The 16451-nt window shown below is 70.5% G+C and carries 20 protein-coding genes; 9 read left to right on the forward strand and 11 right to left on the reverse strand.

The genetic code is table 11. The annotated features are described in order from the left end of the window. Window positions 1-29: 29 nt before the first annotated feature. Window positions 30-1331 (forward strand): DivIVA domain-containing protein, encoded by a 1302-nt coding sequence (locus HHX30_RS12220; protein ID WP_169982012.1) that lies wholly within the window; start codon window positions 30-32, stop codon window positions 1329-1331. Between the two features lie 111 nt (window positions 1332-1442). On the opposite strand, the gene HHX30_RS12225 is transcribed toward HHX30_RS12220, so the two are convergent. From HHX30_RS12225 to HHX30_RS12235, 3 genes are all read right to left on the reverse strand, one after another. Further along, a complete protein-coding gene (locus HHX30_RS12225) occupies window positions 1443-2213 on the reverse strand; it encodes an alpha/beta fold hydrolase (protein WP_169982013.1) in 771 nt (256 codons plus the stop codon). A gap of 67 nt (window positions 2214-2280) precedes the next feature. Then, window positions 2281-2985, reverse strand: coding sequence for an alpha/beta hydrolase (locus HHX30_RS12230; protein WP_169982014.1), 705 nt, complete (start codon window positions 2983-2985; stop codon window positions 2281-2283). Between the two features lie 21 nt (window positions 2986-3006). After that, window positions 3007-3324 (reverse strand): ATP/GTP-binding protein, encoded by a 318-nt coding sequence (locus HHX30_RS12235; RefSeq protein WP_169982015.1) that lies wholly within the window; start codon window positions 3322-3324, stop codon window positions 3007-3009. Window positions 3325-3533: 209 nt separating this feature from the next. On the opposite strand from HHX30_RS12235, the gene nucS reads away from it, so the two are divergent. The 8 genes from nucS to HHX30_RS12275 all read left to right on the forward strand — a co-directional run bounded on the left by nucS (window position 3534) and on the right by HHX30_RS12275 (window position 9736). Next, window positions 3534-4208 carry an endonuclease NucS gene (nucS, locus tag HHX30_RS12240; RefSeq protein ID WP_169982016.1) on the forward strand — a complete coding sequence of 225 codons (675 nt, stop codon included), beginning with the start codon at window positions 3534-3536 and terminating at the stop codon, window positions 4206-4208. Between the two features lie 26 nt (window positions 4209-4234). After that, window positions 4235-4375 carry a hypothetical protein gene (locus tag HHX30_RS12245; protein ID WP_169982017.1) on the forward strand — a complete coding sequence of 47 codons (141 nt, stop codon included), beginning with the start codon at window positions 4235-4237 and terminating at the stop codon, window positions 4373-4375. 94 nt (window positions 4376-4469) lie between these two features. Then, window positions 4470-5357: an ABC transporter ATP-binding protein gene (locus HHX30_RS12250; RefSeq protein WP_169982018.1), complete on the forward strand. Its 888-nt coding sequence runs from the start codon at window positions 4470-4472 to the stop codon at window positions 5355-5357. Window positions 5358-5485: 128 nt separating this feature from the next. Next, on the forward strand, window positions 5486-6340 hold the full coding sequence (locus tag HHX30_RS12255; RefSeq protein WP_169982019.1) for an ABC transporter permease: 855 nt from the start codon (window positions 5486-5488) through the stop codon (window positions 6338-6340). After that, window positions 6337-7617 (forward strand): sensor histidine kinase, encoded by a 1281-nt coding sequence (locus HHX30_RS12260; RefSeq protein ID WP_169982020.1) that lies wholly within the window; start codon window positions 6337-6339, stop codon window positions 7615-7617. The genes HHX30_RS12255 and HHX30_RS12260 overlap by 4 nt, the downstream gene beginning before the upstream one ends. A gap of 61 nt (window positions 7618-7678) precedes the next feature. Beyond that, complete coding sequence (locus HHX30_RS12265) at window positions 7679-8296, forward strand: response regulator transcription factor (protein WP_169982208.1); 618 nt, start codon at window positions 7679-7681, stop codon at window positions 8294-8296. Window positions 8297-8508: 212 nt separating this feature from the next. After that, entirely contained in the window at window positions 8509-9117 is a 609-nt protein-coding gene (locus HHX30_RS12270; protein WP_169982021.1) for a TetR/AcrR family transcriptional regulator, read from the forward strand. 28 nt (window positions 9118-9145) lie between these two features. Next, window positions 9146-9736 carry a cob(I)yrinic acid a,c-diamide adenosyltransferase gene (locus HHX30_RS12275; RefSeq protein ID WP_169982022.1) on the forward strand — a complete coding sequence of 197 codons (591 nt, stop codon included), beginning with the start codon at window positions 9146-9148 and terminating at the stop codon, window positions 9734-9736. A 159-nt stretch (window positions 9737-9895) separates the two neighbouring features. On the opposite strand, the gene HHX30_RS12280 is transcribed toward HHX30_RS12275, so the two are convergent. The 8 genes from HHX30_RS12280 to atpE all read right to left on the reverse strand — a co-directional run bounded on the left by HHX30_RS12280 (window position 9896) and on the right by atpE (window position 16400). Next, window positions 9896-10294, reverse strand: coding sequence for a DUF2550 domain-containing protein (locus HHX30_RS12280; RefSeq protein WP_169982023.1), 399 nt, complete (start codon window positions 10292-10294; stop codon window positions 9896-9898). A gap of 19 nt (window positions 10295-10313) precedes the next feature. Continuing rightward, window positions 10314-10715, reverse strand: a complete 402-nt coding sequence (locus tag HHX30_RS12285) for a F0F1 ATP synthase subunit epsilon (protein ID WP_169982024.1) — start codon at window positions 10713-10715, stop codon at window positions 10314-10316. 70 nt (window positions 10716-10785) lie between these two features. Next, the gene (atpD, locus tag HHX30_RS12290) at window positions 10786-12213 is read right to left on the reverse strand and encodes a F0F1 ATP synthase subunit beta (RefSeq protein WP_169982025.1); all 1428 of its coding nucleotides are present in this window, start codon (window positions 12211-12213) and stop codon (window positions 10786-10788) included. Between the two features lies 1 nt (window position 12214). Beyond that, a complete protein-coding gene (locus HHX30_RS12295; RefSeq protein WP_169982026.1) occupies window positions 12215-13114 on the reverse strand; it encodes a F0F1 ATP synthase subunit gamma in 900 nt (299 codons plus the stop codon). 3 nt (window positions 13115-13117) lie between these two features. Continuing rightward, complete coding sequence (gene atpA / locus HHX30_RS12300; RefSeq protein ID WP_169982027.1) at window positions 13118-14767, reverse strand: F0F1 ATP synthase subunit alpha; 1650 nt, start codon at window positions 14765-14767, stop codon at window positions 13118-13120. A 24-nt stretch (window positions 14768-14791) separates the two neighbouring features. Beyond that, window positions 14792-15601: a F0F1 ATP synthase subunit delta gene (locus tag HHX30_RS12305; RefSeq protein WP_169982028.1), complete on the reverse strand. Its 810-nt coding sequence runs from the start codon at window positions 15599-15601 to the stop codon at window positions 14792-14794. Continuing rightward, window positions 15601-16146, reverse strand: coding sequence for a F0F1 ATP synthase subunit B (locus HHX30_RS12310; RefSeq protein WP_169982029.1), 546 nt, complete (start codon window positions 16144-16146; stop codon window positions 15601-15603). Before HHX30_RS12310 ends, HHX30_RS12305 begins: the two co-directional genes overlap by 1 nt. A gap of 29 nt (window positions 16147-16175) precedes the next feature. Beyond that, window positions 16176-16400, reverse strand: coding sequence for an ATP synthase F0 subunit C (gene atpE / locus HHX30_RS12315; protein WP_150939446.1), 225 nt, complete (start codon window positions 16398-16400; stop codon window positions 16176-16178). Window positions 16401-16451: the final 51 nt, after the last annotated feature.

Genomic DNA, 16451 nt, shown 5'->3' on the forward strand with positions numbered 1-16451 from the left:
AGCCGTCTCGACAACCAGGATCGAGCCTCATGCAGTCCGACATCGACGCCCAGCTCAACAACTTCTTCGAGGACGCTCCATCTCGCGAATTCGACGTGGTGCTCCGGGGTTATGACCGGCACCAGGTCCACGACCACCTGAAGACTCTCGACACCGAACTGCGTCAGGCGAAGGAACAGGTCGGCGCCCTCCAGCGGGAGCTGTCCGACTCCCAGCGCCAGTTGCAGGAGCAGGAGCGGCCGACGTACTCCGGCCTCGGCGCCCGCATCGAGCAGCTGCTCAGGCTGGCGGAGGAACAGGCCACCGAGCTCGTCCAGGCGGCCAGGTCGGAGGCGAACGAGATTCGCGCCGCCGCGAAGGTGGACGCCGCCGACCTGCGGGCGGCGGCGGAGAACGAGGCGGCCGAGAAGCGGGCGCTCGCGGTGCGCGAGGCCGAGGAGATGCGCAGCAGCGCCGAGCGCGACGCCGAGGAGATCCGCTCGACGGCCAGGCGCGAGGCCGACGAGCTGACCGCCACCACCGAGCGCGAGGTCGCCAAGATCCGCGCCACCGCCGACCACGAGGTCGCGGAGAAGCGGGCGGACGCCGAGCGCGAGATCGCCAAGCTGCGCACCACGACGGAGCGCGAGGTCGCCCAGCTGCGCGCCTCGACCAAGCGCGAGCGCGACGAGGTGCTCACCACCGCCAAGCGCCAGGCCGACGAGATGCGGGCCCAGGCGCAGCGGATCCTGGAGGAGTCGGAGGCCAAGCGCGCCCAGGACGAGGCGGAGTTCGAGATCCAGCTCGCCGCCCGCCGCGAGGAGGCCGAGCGCCAGGAGGCCGAGCGGCACGCCACCGCCCAGGCCAACACCCAGAAGCTGGTGGCCGAGGCCGAGCAGCGCGCCGCCACCGCCGAGCAGCGGGCCGCCAAGGCCACGCAGCAGGCGGAGCAGACCCGCCGCGAGGCCGACACCCACGCCAAGCAGCTGCTGGCCAACGCCCGCAAGAACGCCGACCAGCTGGTGTCCGACGCCAAGTCCAGCGCCGACACGATCGTGACCGAGGCCAAGAACGAGGCCGAGCGCACCCGTACGGCGATGCAGCGCCAGGTCGACGAGCTCACCCGCCAGCGCGACAGCATCACCAGCCACCTCGCCCAGCTCCGCCAGCTGCTCGGCGGCGCCCCGCTGCCGGGCATGGAGTCGGAGCCGGCGCCCGTCACCGCGGCCCCGCCGAAGCCAGCCCTGTCGGCTCCGCCGGTCGCGGAGAAGCCGGCCGTGCCCGCCACGCCGGCCGTCGAGCCGATCAGCTCCACCAAGAGCGACGACGACGCGGAGTGGTGGCAGGAGTAGCCACCGGCACACTCGGGGGTCTGGACGGCTGTCTGAGCGGGGCCCGGCGCCAAGCGCCGGGCCCCGCTCTCATGTCGTTGAGACCGGCCGAGGGGACCCGGCCGAGACAGGTCAGCCGAGGGACGTGACGAACTCGGCGACGACCCGGTTGAACGCCTCTGGCTGCTCGATGGCGGACAGGTGGCCCGCCTTCTCGATGACGGCGAGCCGTGCCTGCGGGATGGCCTCCACCATCGCCCGGGCGTCCGGGATCGGCGACAACTCGTCCTCGTCGCCCACGACGACCAGCGCGGGCACCGTCAGCGACCGCAACGTGCCGAACGCGTCGGGCCGCGCCGCCATCGCCCGCTGGGCCCATGCGACGGCCGCGGGCGGCGCCGCCTGGACGAGCCCGCGCACGCGCCCGAGGACCATCCCCCTGCGCTCCTTGGTGGTCGCGCCGACCATCGCGGGCAGCGACTCGGTCACCAGGATGTCCGTGCCGCCTTCCAGGACCGCGGCGGCGATGCGCTCCCTGTTCGCCCGGGCCGGCTCGGGGTCGGCCTGCGCCTTGGTGCCGGCGAGGATCAGCCCGCGTACGCGGTCCGGGTGACGGCGGCACAGCGCCATCGCCACGTAGCCGCCCATGGACAGGCCGCCGATCACCGCACGGTCGACGCCCTCCCGGTCGAGCAGGCCGGCCACGTCGTCGGCCATGAGGTCGATCGAGGGCTCGTCGTCGCCGAGCATCGTGCCGCCGAAGCCGCGCAGGTCCGGAGTGATCACGCGGCAGGCGGACGCGAGTCCCTCACGCTGGGCGAGCCACATCGCGGAGGACAGGGGGAACGCGTGGAGCAGGACGACTGGCAGGCCGCTCCCGGCGGATCGCGCGTACAGCTGCATCAGGTCACGGTAACGCGCCGCGCGCCCACCGCCGCCGTTCGTCACCGATTCGCGATCCGCGGCCCGATCAGACCGTGGTCGGCAACGGGGCCGCGGCGGCGTTCACGCGTTTGACGATCTCGTTCAGCACGATCCGCACGTACGGCTCGCCGACCCACAGGTGCTTGGCCCCCTCCACGCCGACGACCTCGGCCTGCGGAGCCGCCGCGAACCGGTGTACGGCCTCCTCCGGCCGCAGGTAGTCGTCGTGCTCCGGCACCAGGGCCACCAGCGGGCGGCCGAACTCCCCCCAGGCGGCGACGTCCTTCTCGCCGGCCCGCTTCAGCGGCGGCGACAGCAGGATCGCGCCCCGCACGATCGGGTCGCGGCCCCACTTCAGGGCCAGCTCGGTGCCGAACGACCAGCCGAGCAGCCAGGCGTTCGGCAGGTCGTGGAAGTCGGCGTACTCCAGGGCGGCGGCGACGTCCCACCGCTCCCCCTCGCCGCCGTCGAAGGCCCCCTGGGAGGTCCCCCGGTCGGAGGTCGTGCCCCGGGTGTTGAAACGCAGCACGGCGATGTCGGCGAGCGCGGGCAGCCGGTAGGACGCCTTGCGCAGCACGTGGCTGTCCATCATCCCGCCGTGGGTGGGCAGGGGGTGCAGGCAGACCAGCGTCGCCACCGGCGGCCGGCTCTCCGGCAGCGCCAGTTCGCCGACGAGAGTCAGCCCGTCGGCCGTTCGCAGCTCGATGTCCTCGCGCCGGGCAGGCAGCACCGTGGACGCCCTGATGTCCATTCCCACCTCGAAAAGCTCGTGTCAGTAGCGGCTGCGGCCCGGACCCCGGTTGGCCCGGTTGCGCCAGCACGCGGTGTGCCAGTGCCGCCGCTCGTCCTCTCCCCCGGACCAGGCCGGCCAACTCACCACGTGCGGCAGCCCCGGCCCGATCTCCTGCTCGCATCCCGGGCACCGGTACGCCTTGCCCTGGGCGGCGCCGGAGACGTTGCGGACGACCCAGTCGCCGTCGTGCGCGCTCTCCACCCGGTCCACCCCGGGCACCTGGGAACCCACGGGCCGTACGGCACGGCCGTCCGGACGTTCGAACGGGCCGCGGCGGCGGGCACGGCGGGGGCTCACGGCGGGCATCCTTCCAGGGGGTTCATGTCTGGCAGAACGGGAGATGACAGCCCATTCTTCCAGCACCGGCTCAGCCTCCGTACGCGCGGACGTCCCGAACTCCGCGCACCACGCCGGCCCTCCCTCCGGTCTCCCCCGATGTCCGGGCCATGCCGGACAGTGTCCCAGAACGCCTCGGGACCTCCGCGATCCCGGTAGGGTTGGCGCACATGCGGCTGGTCATCGCGCGGTGCAGCGTGGATTACGTGGGACGGCTCACCGCCCATCTCCCCATGGCCCCCCGGCTCATCCTGATGAAGGCGGACGGCTCGGTCTCGATCCATGCGGACGACCGGGCGTACAAGCCTCTGAACTGGATGAACCCCCCCTGCAAGGTCCGCGAGGAGACGATCGACGACGTGCTCACCTGGTCGGTCGTCCACGGCAAGACCGGGGAGAAGCTCGTGCTGACGATCGAGGAGGTCCTGCACGACTCCAGCCACGAGCTGGGCGTCGACCCGGGGCTGCGCAAGGACGGCGTCGAGGCGCACCTGCAGGAGCTGCTCGCCGAGCACATCACCACGCTCGGGGACGGCTGGACGCTGGTGCGCAGGGAGTACATGACCGCGATCGGTCCCGTGGACATCCTGTGCCGCGACCACCTCGGCGGCACGGTGGCCGTGGAGATCAAGCGGCGCGGCGACATCGACGGCGTGGAGCAGCTCACCCGCTATCTCGAACTGCTCAACCGCGACCCGCGTCTGGCTCCGGTCAAGGGCATCTTCGCCGCCCAGGAGATCAAGCCCCAGGCCCGCGTGCTCGCCGCCGACCGGGGCATCGACTGCGTGACGCTCGACTACGACGCCCTGCGCGGCATCGAACCGGAGAACCCGACGCTCTTCTGAACCGGTCAGCCCGTGAAGTCCGCCACGTGGTCACGGGCCCGATCACCCGCGTCTGGCGCGAGGGCGGTTTCGACGCGGCGACCGTGGAGGCGAACGCCGCGTCCTACCGGTTCGGCCTCCGGCGGCTTCTGGACGGCATCCAGACGCTCACGGAACAGGTCCGGTAGGCGCCGGCCGCGCCGGGTGTCCACCGTATGGAGGACACCGATCATCGTCCGGTCGAGGGTGTTCCTTGATCCGCGCCTGGTGGATTCTTGGGGCATGGAACACGCCATACGCGTACGAGGACTGCAGAAGCGGTACGGCGAGGTCCAGGCCGTCGCGGGCCTGGACCTGGACGTCGAGCACGGCGAGGTGTTCGCCGTCCTCGGCCCGAACGGCGCGGGCAAGTCGACCACCGTCGAAATTCTCGAGGGATACCGCCAACGCGACGCGGGAGAGGTCAGTGTGCTGGGCAGGGACCCGGCCCGGCCGACCCGCGAGTGGCGGTCCCGCATCGGCATCGTGCTGCAGACCGCCGACGACCGGGCGGAACTGACTGTACGGGAGATTCTGCGGCACTTGGCCACCTACTACGCGAACCCCCGCGATCCGGACGAGCTCATGGAACAGGTCGGGCTCACCGACAGCGCGGGCAAACGCATCCGCCAGCTCTCCGGCGGCCAGCGCCGCCGGGTGGACGTCGCCCTCGGCGTCATCGGCCGCCCCGAGCTGCTGTTCCTGGACGAGCCGACGACGGGCTTCGACCCCGAGGCCCGGCGGCGGTTCTGGGAGCTCATCGAGGGGCTGGCACACGACGGCACGACGATCGTGCTGACGACCCACTACCTGGAGGAGGCCGAGACGCTGGCCCACCGGGTGGCCGTCGTGGCGCGGGGGCGCGTGGTCGCCGAGGGCGACCCCGCCACGCTGGGCGGCCGGGCCACCGCGAGGGCCAGGGTGGCCTGGTCGGACGGCGAGATCGAGACCGACAACCCCACGCGGGCCGTCCTGGAGCTGTCGCGCAGGTACGACGGGGAGATCCCCGGCCTCACCGTTACACGGCCCACGCTGGAGGACGTGTATCTCCGCCTCATCGAGGCGGAGGAGCCGCCTGCCGGCAGCGTCCCGGAGACCACCGCCGCCGTACCCGTGGAGAGTGCGCCATGACCATCACCCCGGCCGCCACCCCGCGTGTGGAGAGTGCGCCATGACCATCACCCCGGCCGCCACCCCGCGTGTGGAGAGTGCGCCATGACCATCACCCCGGCCGCCACCCCGCGTGTGGAGAGTGCGCCATGACCGCCTCCCCAGCCGATCCGGCCACCGTCCCGCGGGCGTCGGCGCCCCTGCCGTCCCCGCTCAGGATCGCGCTGGCCCGCGCGGCCGTCGAGACGAAGGTGCTCTTCCGGGAGAGGGACGCCGTCGTCTTCACCTTCGCCCTGCCGATCGTGTTCCTGGTGCTGTTCGCCTCGATCTTCTTCTTCTCCGACAGCGCCGAGGGGACCGGCGTCACCGTCGCCCAGCTCTACACCGCCGGGCTCATCGGCTCGGGCGTGATGGGCACGGGGTTCCAGAACCTCGGCATCGGCATCGCGGGCGACCGGGAGGACGGCACGCTGAAGCGGCTCGTCGGGCTGCCGATGCCACGTGCGGCGTACTTCATCGGCAAGATCGCCAGCGTGCTGGTGATGACGGTGCTCCAGGTGGCCATCCTGCTCGCCATCGCGGTGCTGTTCTACGACCTGACGCTGCCCGCAGAGGTGTCGACCTGGCTCACGTTCGCCTGGGTGTTCGTGCTCGGCGTGTCGGCCGCCTCGGTGCTCGGCATCGCCGTCAGCGGCCTGCCCCGCTCCGGCAAGAGCGCGACCGCGGTGATCAGCCTGCCGTTCGTCGTGCTGCAGTTCGTCTCCGGGGTCTTCATCCCGATCACGCAGCTGCCCGACTGGCTGGTCAACGCCGCCTCGATCTTCCCGCTGAAGTGGATGTGCCAAGGGTTCCGGGCCGTCTTCCTGGGTGACGCGGGGGCCGCCCTGGAGCTGACCGGGTCGTACGAGCTCGGCAGGGTGGCCCTGGTACTGGCCGCCTGGCTCGTCGGTGGTCTCGTGCTGTGCGTGACGACGTTCCGCTGGAAGGGGCGGCGCGACGGATGAGTTCGACCGAGGAGCGCGGCGCCCGCCGATCCTCCGACCGGCGGGATCGGGGACGCGGCCCGGGCGACGCCTCCGGAAGGCCCGGTGGAACCGCGACGGGGGCGGACGCCTGGAAGACCTTCTTGGGCTGGGAGATCCTCTTCGGCCTGGCCCTGGCGATGACCGCCGCCTTCGTCGCCGTGACCGACGGGCCGGCGGCGGCGAGGGCGGCGGCCGTAGGCGGCCTCGCGGCGCTCGCCGCGGCGTACGTGCTGCTCGCGCGCCGGTCGACGAAGCTGGACGGCGGGGACGACCGCCGAGCCCTGCTCTACTGGGTCCTGGTCCTGGCGATCTTCGTCCCGGCGGCGCTCCTGGTGCCGCCGGTGACGTTCGTGCTGTTCGCCCTGTGCCCGCAGGCGTTCGTGATGCTGCGGGTGCGGCGCGCCGTCATCGTCGTGCTGGTGCTCAACCTCGCCCCGGCCTTCCGGTTCCTCCTCGACACGCGGTGGGATCCGGACGACCTAGTCAGCTTCGCCGTCTGGACGACGCTGGCTCTGGCCACCACGCTGGTGCTCGGGCCGTGGATCACCCGGATCATCGAGCAGAGCGCGGAGCGCGCCCAGCTCATCACCGAGTTGGAGTCGAGCCGGGCCGAGATCGCGCGCCTGTCGGCCGAGCGGGGTGCGCTCGCCGAACGGGAGCGGCTGGCGGGGGAGATCCACGACACGCTCGCGCAAGGCCTGACCAGCATCATCATGCTCGTCCAGGCCGCCCAGGCCCAGCCCGACCCCTCGCGCCACCTCGCACTCGCCGTACGGACCGCGCGGGAGAACCTGGCCGAGGCCCGAGGCCTGATCGAGGCGCTCACACCCGCGCCGCTCGACGGCTCCACGCTGGAGGAGGCGCTGCGGCGAGTCACCGGCAGGCTCGGGGAGGAGGCGAGCATCGACGCGTCGTTCACGGCGCGGGGCGACTCCCGGCCGCTGCCGCCCGGCGTCGAGGTGGTGCTCCTGCGGGCTGCGCAGGAGGGCTTGGCGAACGTGCGCAGGCACGCCGGCGCCTCGTCGGTGGCGGTGACCCTGGAATACGGCGACTGCCACGTCACGCTCCGGGTCCGCGACGACGGCGCCGGTTTCCGCACGGGCGCCGAGCACGGATACGGTCTGCGGGCGATGCGTACCCGCGTCGAGCAGGTGGGCGGGACGCTCACCGTCGACAGCCCTCCCGGCCAGGGCACCACGCTCGCGGTGACCCTGCGACTCGCGGGCGATCCCGACGATGATCCAGACGAGTCCTGAACGCCCATCTCCGAGCCGTACGGAGCCCGCCATGCCCATCCCGCCCGTGTCCGATGATTCCGTGGTCCGCGTGCTGATCGTCGACGACCATCCCGTCGTACGGGAGGGGCTGCGCGGAATGCTGGAGTCAGATCCGGCGATCACCGTGGCCGGTGAGGCGGGATCGGGCGAGGAGGCGGTGGCCCGCGCCTCGGCGCTCGCGCCCGACGTCGTCCTGATGGACCTGCGGATGCCCGGCGGAGACGGCGTGAACGCGACGACGCGCATCCTCGCGGCCCGGCCCGAGACCCGGGTGATCGTGCTCACGACCTACGAGACCGATCAGGACATCGTCCGCGCCGTGGAGGCCGGCGCCGCCGGCTACCTGCTGAAGGACACCTCCAGGGCCGACCTGATCGCCGCGATCGCCGCGGCGGCGCGCGGGGAGACCGTGCTGTCCCCCTCGGTGGCCACCAAGCTCGTCACCCGCCTGCGCACCCCCGCCGCGAGCTCGCTGTCGCGACGGGAGACGGAGGTGCTCGCCCTGGTCGCGCGGGGACTGACGAACGCCGAGATCGGCAGGGCGTTGTTCATCAGTGAGACCACCGTGAAGACGCATCTGCTGCGGGTCTTCACCAAACTCGACGTGTCCGACCGCACCGCCGCGGTGACGACCGCTCTGACGCGCGGTCTGCTGTAATTGCCGATGCAATTGCAGCGAGACTGATCTATCTCAATTGGTAAGCGTGCTGACCTCTTGACGGCCTTGTCAAGCTATTGACCCTCTTTGGCATAGCCCGAAAGTGCTCATTTCCCAGCACTTCCACAAAAAGGATCTTGCGTTCATAATGTGAGTTCTGGGGGGACCATGACACGGTGAGGTGAAAAGTGGCGGGACGGGACTATCGGGGGATGTCGGCTGCCGAAAGGCTTGCAGACAGGAGGGAAAGGCTCATATCGGCCGCATACACCTTGTTCGCCCAGCCCGGCTTCCACGCCACCACCATCGAGAGGCTGTGCGCGACGGCGCGCATCTCCAATCGTGCCTTCTACGAATGCTTCTCCAGCCGCGAGGACCTGATGCGCGCGGTTTACGAGCGGTGTATCGAGGAGACGCTTACGTCGGTCACCGAGGCCATCGACAAGGCCCCTCCCACGCTCGACGACCGCATCGTCGCCGGCATCGCCGAGTACATCCGCTTCGTCACTAAGGACGTACGGCGCGCCCGCCTGATGCACCTGGAGGTACGACGGGCCGGCAACGTGCTCAGCGGCGCCCGTCAGCAGGCGGTGGCCTCGTTCACCAAGGTCATCGAGTCCTCGGCGCGGGGCGCGACCCGCATGCCTCCCCTCGACCTCCACCTGCTGGCGCTCGGGCTCATCGGTGCCCTCACCGAGTTACTCATCGAGTGGGTGGTGACCGAGCCGTCCCCGCCCACCGAGCAGCTCATCGAGGCCTGCGTGTACATCTTCCGCCGCACCTTCGCCTCCGAAGGCCCCATGGCGGCCTCCGCCCAGTGATCCGGGGCCGGTGACTACGCTGAGCGGCATGACCCGAGCCGACAACGACAAGCCGGTCGTCCTGTCCAAGATTTACACGAAGACGGGCGACGACGGCACGACCGCCCTGGGCGACATGAGCCGCACCCGCAAGACCGACCCCCGCCTGACCGCCTACGCGGACGTGGAGGAGGCCAACGCCGCCATCGGAGTGGCCCTCGCGACGGGGGGCCTGCCCGAGGAGGTCACGGCCGTCCTGAGCAGGGTGCAGAACGAGCTGTTCGACGTCGGCGCCGACCTGTGCACCCCCGTCGTCGAAACACCCGAATTCCCGCCGCTGCGGGTCGAGGAGCCGTACATCACCTGGCTCGAAGAGCAGTGCGACCGCTTCAACGCGGAGCTGAAGCCGCTGCGCAGCTTCATCCTTCCGGGCGGCGCCCCGCCCGCCGCCTTCCTCCACCTCGCCCGCACGATCGTACGGCGGTCCGAGCGGTCGGCCTGGGCGGCGCTGGAGGCGCACGACGACGTGAACCCCCTGACGGCCAAGTATCTGAACCGCCTGTCCGACCTGATGTTCATCCTCTGCCGCGTGGTCTCCGCCGGCGACGAGCTCCTCTGGAAGCCCGGCGGAACCCGGTAGACCCACCACAAGGGACGCGAGGGCGCGGCCGTGCTCTGAACTGAGGAACGCGCGGGAGCGAAGCGACCAAGCGCGACGAGGTCCTGCGCTCACGGCGCGCCTCCGGCACGGCCAACGGCCTCAAGGCGCCCGAGCCGCCTCGCCAGAGGCGAGGCGATTCTACGCAGCGTCGAGGTGGGCGCTGGGCGGGGCGGACTCGAGCCAGGCCAGGAAGCCGGTCAGCGCGTCCTCGCTCATCGCCAGGGACAGTGGGCCGCGCTGGGCCGAGCAGACGACGGTCCAGTAGCCCGCGGGCCCCTCACCCGTGTCGAGCATCCTCCGGCTGGAAACGGTGAGGCCGCGCCTCGCGATCGCGTGGCGCGGCCTCAATCCGAGTCCCAGGAACGGGATCCAGTGGAGCTCTCCCCCTACGTAGCGGGCGACCCCGCTCTTCCAGCCCCCCCGGTCGTCCCGTACCCGGCAGACGATCGTGCCCCGGGCCCGTGCCAGGACGAAGCCCCGGATGACGAGGAGCGCGGCCACGGCGAAGACGCCCGCGAGTATCCCAAGCGCCGCCAATGCCGCCCTCCTCCTGTTGTCAGACCTCTTCGCCGGCCGCCCGCAGCCGGGCAGCCGCACGCTTGGCCTTCAGCCGTGCGTCCGCGTCCTCATGGTCGGCCTCGATCGAGGCCTGAGCACGCTGCAGCGCGTCCTTGGCCCGCGCGACGTCGACCTCGGAGCCGAGCTCGGCCGCCTCCGCCAGGATCGACACGTCGTTGTCGGCGACGGAGATGAATCCGCCGTGCACCGCGGCCACGAGGTCGCCTCCGTCGCCGCGCTTGACGCGCAGCACCCCGCCCTCGACGAGGACACCGAGAACGGGAGCGTGGTTCGGCATAATACCGATCTCGCCGTCCACGGTCTTGGCAATGACCATGTCGGCCTCGCCCGTCCAGATCTCACGTTCCGGCGACACGACGCCCACGCGAAGCTTTGCCACTTCTCAGCTCCCTTTCGACGGACGCCTGTACGGCCGGCCGATGCCGTGCCGTACAGGCGTCGAAGGCGTCCTAGCGCTCGAGTTCCTTCGCCTTGGCGATGGCCTGCTCGATGCCGCCGACCATGAAGAAGGCCTGCTCGGGCAGGTGGTCGTACTCGCCGGCGCACAGGCCCTTGAACGAGGCGATGGTCTCGTCCAGCGGCACGAACTCGCCCGGCTGGCCGGTGAACGCCTCGGCGGCGTACATCGGGTGGGACAGGAACCGCTCGATGCGGCGCGCCCGCTGGACGGTGACCTTGTCCTCTTCGGAGAGCTCGTCGATGCCCAGGATCGCGATGATGTCCTGCAGTTCCTTGTACTTCTGCAGGATCCGCTTGGTCTCCTGGGCGACCGCGTAGTGCTCATCACCGATGATCTGCGGGTCGAGGATCCGCGAGGAGGAGTCGAGCGGGTCCACCGCGGGGTAGATGCCCTTCTCCGAGATCGGCCGGGACAGAACGGTCTGCGCGTCGAGGTGCGCGAACGCGTTGTGCGGCGCCGGGTCGGTGATGTCGTCCGCGGGCACGTAGATCGCCTGCATGGAGGTGATCGAGTGACCACGGGTCGAGGTGATGCGCTCCTGGAGCACGCCCATCTCGTCGGCGAGGGTCGGCTGGTAACCCACGGCGGACGGCATACGGCCGAGCAGCGTGGAGACCTCCGAACCCGCCTGGGTGAAGCGGAAGATGTTGTCGATGAACAGCAGCACGTCCTGCTTCTGCACGTCGCGGAAGTACTCCGCCATGGTCAGAGCGGACAGCGCCACCCGCAGACGGGTGCCCGGGGGCTCGTCCATCTGGCCGAAGACGAGCGCGGTGTCCTTGAGGACGTCCGCCTCCTCCATCTCCAGCCACAGGTCGTTGCCCTCACGGGTGCGCTCGCCGACGCCCGCGAACACCGAGGTGCCCGAGAACTTCAGCGCGACGCGGCGGATCATCTCCTGGATCAGAACGGTCTTGCCGACGCCCGCGCCGCCGAACAGACCGATCTTGCCGCCCTTCACGTAAGGCGTGAGCAGGTCGATGACCTTGATGCCGGTGGGCAGCATCTCCGTACGGGCCTCGAGCTGGTCGAACGCCGGAGCCGGACGGTGGATCGGCCACCTCTCGGTGACCTGCAGCGTCGCCTTGTCGGCGTCGAGCGGCTCACCGAGGGCGTTCCACACGTGGCCCTTGACGGCGTCGCCGACGGGCACCGAGATCGCCGCGCCGGTGTCGGAGACGGCGGCGCCGCGCACGAGGCCGTCGGTCGGCTGCATGGAGATGGCCCGGACGATGTTGTCGCCGAGGTGCTGGGCGACCTCGAGGGTCAGGGTCTTGGTCTCGCCGCCGAGCGCGACGTCGACGGTGAGCGCGTTGTAGATGTCCGGCATGGCCTCGACGGGGAACTCCACGTCGACGACCGGACCGGTGACGCGGGCGACACGGCCCACGGTGGTCTCAACAGTCTGTGCGGTCATTTCACTCTTTCCCCGCTGCGGCGTCAGCCAGCGCGTTCGCGCCACCGACGATCTCGCTGATTTCCTGGGTGATCTCGGCCTGACGCGCCTGGTTCATCTGCTGGGTGAACACGCGGATGAGCTCGTTGGCGTTGTCGGTGGCCGACTTCATCGCGCGGCGCCGCGCGGCGTGCTCGGAGGCGGCCGACTGGAGCAGCGCGTTGTAGATGCGCGACTCGATGTAGCGCGGCAGCAGCGAATCGAGCACGTCACCGGCCGTCGGCTCGAACTCGTAGTACGGCGGGATGCCCTCCGGGGGCGCCTCCGCCTCCTCGACCTCGAGCGGCAGGATCCGCTTGACGATCACGTTCTGCGTCAGCATCGAGACGAACCCGGTGTAGACGACGTGGATCTCGTCGATCCCGTCCTCCGCCTTGAACGACTCGATGAGCGTGTCGGCGATCTCCTTGGCGTTGCCGTACGACGGGTTGTCGGAGAAGCCGTCCCACTCGCCGAACATCTCCCGGCTGCGGAAGCGGTGCCAGGTGAGGCCCTTGCGGCCCACGACGTACGGCTTCACCGTCAGGCCGCGCCCGACCAGGTGGCCCTTCAGCGCCTCGGCCTCACGGAGGATGTTGGCGTTGTAGCCGCCGGCGAAGCCGCGGTCGCTGGTGACGATCAGGACGCCTGCCGTGGCCGACTGCTCCTTGGCCACCGTGAGCGGGTGGTCGACGTTCGTCGTGTTCGACAGGACCGCCGACACCGCGTGCGTGATCTCCCGCTCGTACGGCACGGCCGCCTGCATCCGCTGCTGCGCCTTGACGATGCGCGACGAGGCGATCAGCTCCTGCGCGCGGGTGATCTTCGCGGTGGACTTGACCGACTTGATCCGCCGCCGCAGCTGTCGAAGCTGGGCACCCATGGGTTACTTCGCCTCAACCTTGCGGACGTGCTTGACGACCTTTTCCTGGCCGACCGCGCTGGCGTCCAGCGCCTCCACCGGCTCGTCGTTGACGAGCAGCTCACCGCTGGAGGTGGTGAAGCCCTTCTTGAACTCCGTGATGGCGTCCTTGAGGCTGGTCACCGTGTCGTCCGTCAGCTCCTTGGTCTCGCGGATGCTGTCGAAGACACCCTTCTGGGTGGTCCCGAGGTAGTCGAGGAACTCGGCCTCGAAGCGGCGGATGTCCTCCACCGGCACGTCGTCCAGCTCGCCGGTGGTGCCGGCCCACACCGAGACGACCTGCTTCTCGACCGGGAACGGGCTGTACTGCGGCTGCTTGAGCAGCTCCACCAGGCGGGCGCCACGCTCCAGCTGGGCGCGGGAGGCCGCGTCCAGGTCGGAGGCGAAGGCCGCGAAGGCCTCGAGGTCGCGGTACTGGGACAGCGACAGACGGAGCGTACCGGCCACCTTGCGCATGGCCTTGACCTGGGCGGAACCACCGACTCGGGAGACCGAGACACCGACGTTGATCGCCGGGCGGACGCCGGCGTTGAACAGGTCGGTCTCCAGGAAGCACTGGCCGTCGGTGATGGAGATGACGTTGGTCGGGATGAACGCCGACACGTCGTTGCCCTTGGTCTCGATGATCGGCAGACCGGTCATCGAGCCACCGCCCATGTCGGCCGAGAGCTTGGCGCAGCGCTCCAGCAGACGCGAGTGGAGGTAGAAGACGTCGCCGGGGAACGCCTCACGGCCCGGCGGACGACGCAGCAGCAGCGACACGGCGCGGTAGGCGTCGGCCTGCTTGGTCAGGTCGTCGAAGACGATCAGCACGTGCTTGCCCTGGTACATCCAGTGCTGACCGATGGCAGAACCGGTGTACGGAGCGATGTACTTGTAGCCCGCGGGGTCGGAGGCCGGAGCGGCGACGATGGTCGTGTACTCCAGCGCGCCCGCCTCCTCGAGGCGGCCCCGCACCTGGGCGATCGTGGAGCCCTTCTGGCCGACGGCGACGTAGATGCAGCGAACCTGGCGGCTCGGGTCGCCGGAGAGCCAGTTCTCCTTCTGGTTGAGGATCGTGTCGACCGCGATCGCGGTCTTGCCGGTGCCGCGGTCGCCGATGATCAGCTGACGCTGGCCGCGGCCGATCGGCGTCATGGCGTCGATCGCCTTGAGGCCGGTCTGCAGCGGCTCCTTCACCGGCTGGCGCTGGACCACCGAGGGGGCCTGCAGCTCGAGGGCGCGGCGGCCCTCGGCGGCGATCGGGCCCTTGCCGTCGAGCGGGTTGCCCAGGGGGTCGACCACGCGGCCGAGGAAGTCGTCGCCGACCGGGACCGACAGGACCTCGCCGGTGCGGCGGACCTGCTGACCCTCCTCGATACCGCTGAAGTCGCCCAGGACGACCGCACCGATCTCGCGGACGTCGAGGTTCAGCGCCAGGCCGCGCGTGCCGTTCTCGAACTCGAGCAGCTCGTTCGCCATCGCCGAGGGCAGGCCGGAGACATGGGCGATGCCGTCCCCGGCGTCGACGACGGTCCCGATCTCCTCGCGCGCGGCACCTTCCGGCTCGTACGCCTGGACGAAGCGCTCAAGGGCGTCCCGGATCTCGTCCGGCCGGATCGTAAGCTCCGCCATCTCGTTCTTGTCTCCCTATTCGCCTCAGCCGGCCAACCGGCGGCGGACTTCTTCGATACGTCCGGCGATCGTGGTGTCGATGTAGTCGTCTCCGACCCTCACGGAGAATCCACCGAGCACCTCCGGGTCCACCTCGACGTTCAGGTGGACGTCTCGCCCGTAGGTGGCTCGCAGCCAGGCCGCGAGCCGCTGCTTCTGCTGCTGTGTGAGCGGCACCGCGCTGCGGACCACGCCCACCAGGCGCTCGCGCGCCCGCGCGACGATCCAGCCGAACTCCTCCAGTGCCATCTCCAGGCTACGTCCCCGCGGGTGCACAACAGCCTGTGTGACGAGCCGTACGGTGGAGGAAGCGGCCTTCCCGCCCAGCAGCGTGGCGAGCAGGTCGCGCTTACGCTCGGCCGGGATGGCCGGGTCGCTGAGCGCGCGGCGCAGCTGCGGGTTGGCGGCGAGGATCCGGCCGAAGCGGAACAGCTCGTCCTCGACGTCGTCGAGTCGACGCTCCGACTCGGCCTCTGCGGCCGCGGACATCACGCCGATGCGCTCCAGGGCGTCCGGCAGGTCGCCGGCCTTGGACCACTTGGCCTTGACCGCGGCGACCGCGATCTCCAGCGCGGCGTCGCCGACCTTGCCCTGCAGCAGGGAGCGCAGGACGCTCTCCTTCTGCCCGGCCGGGCGCGAGGGGTCGGAAAGACCCCGGCGCAGCCCGTGCTCGCGGTCGAAGAGGTCGGCGACGGCGAACAGCTCCTCGGCGAGGGTGCCGAGGTCGGCGGTCGCGGCGGCGGTGTTGAACCGCTCCTCGACCTCCATGAGGGCGGTCCTGCTGAGGCCCCGCATCAGCGAACCGCCTCCGGGCGGCCCTCGAGCTCCTCGAGGAACCGGTCGACGATGCGGCGCTGACGGACCTCGTCCTCGAGCGACTCGCCGACGATGCGGCTCGCCAGCTCGGTGGACAGGCGCCCGATCTCACCGCGCAGCTGGTTGAGCGCCTGCTGACGGTCGGCCTCGATCTGGGCGTGGGCCGCCTCGATGATGCGCCGCGCCTCGGCCTGGGCCTCCTCGCGGAGCTCGGCCTTGATCTGGGCGCCCTGCTCCCGGGCCTCCTCGCGCAGGCGGGCCGCCTCCTGGCGGGCCTCCGCGAGCTGAGCCCGGTACTGCTCCAGAGTGCGCTGGGCTTCGGCCTGGGCGTCCTCGGCCTTCTTGATGCCGCCCTCGATAGCCTCTGTCCGCTCGGCCAGCGTCTTCTGGATACGCGGGGTGAGGATCTTTCCGACGACGAGGAAGACGACGAGGAAGGCGAAGCTGCCGACGACCAGCTCGTAAACGTGCGGCATGAGGGGGTTGTTCGCCTCAGCCGCAAGGATGGTAGCTGCCATAGTCATAGGTGCAGCCTTCCTTCAGAGTGGGTACGTCAGCCGTAGATGAAGGGGGCGACGAGGCCGATGAGGGCCAGCGCCTCGGTGAGGACGAAGCCGAGCAGCATGTTCTGCCGGATGAGGCCGTACGCCTCGGGCTGGCGCGCGATGGCCTGCACGCCCTGACCGAAGATGATGCCCACGCCGATGCCGGGGCCGATGGCGGCGAGGCCGTAACCGATGGCGCCAAGGTTGCCGGAGACTTCAGCGAGAACGCTCATTGGTGTTCTTCCTTTACTGGTCGGCCGGTGAGTGCCTCACTCACCGGTCTG

Origin of the sequence: Microbispora sp. H10836, assembly GCF_012999525.1 — a bacterium.
Taxonomy (GTDB): Bacteria; Actinomycetota; Actinomycetes; order Streptosporangiales; family Streptosporangiaceae; genus Microbispora.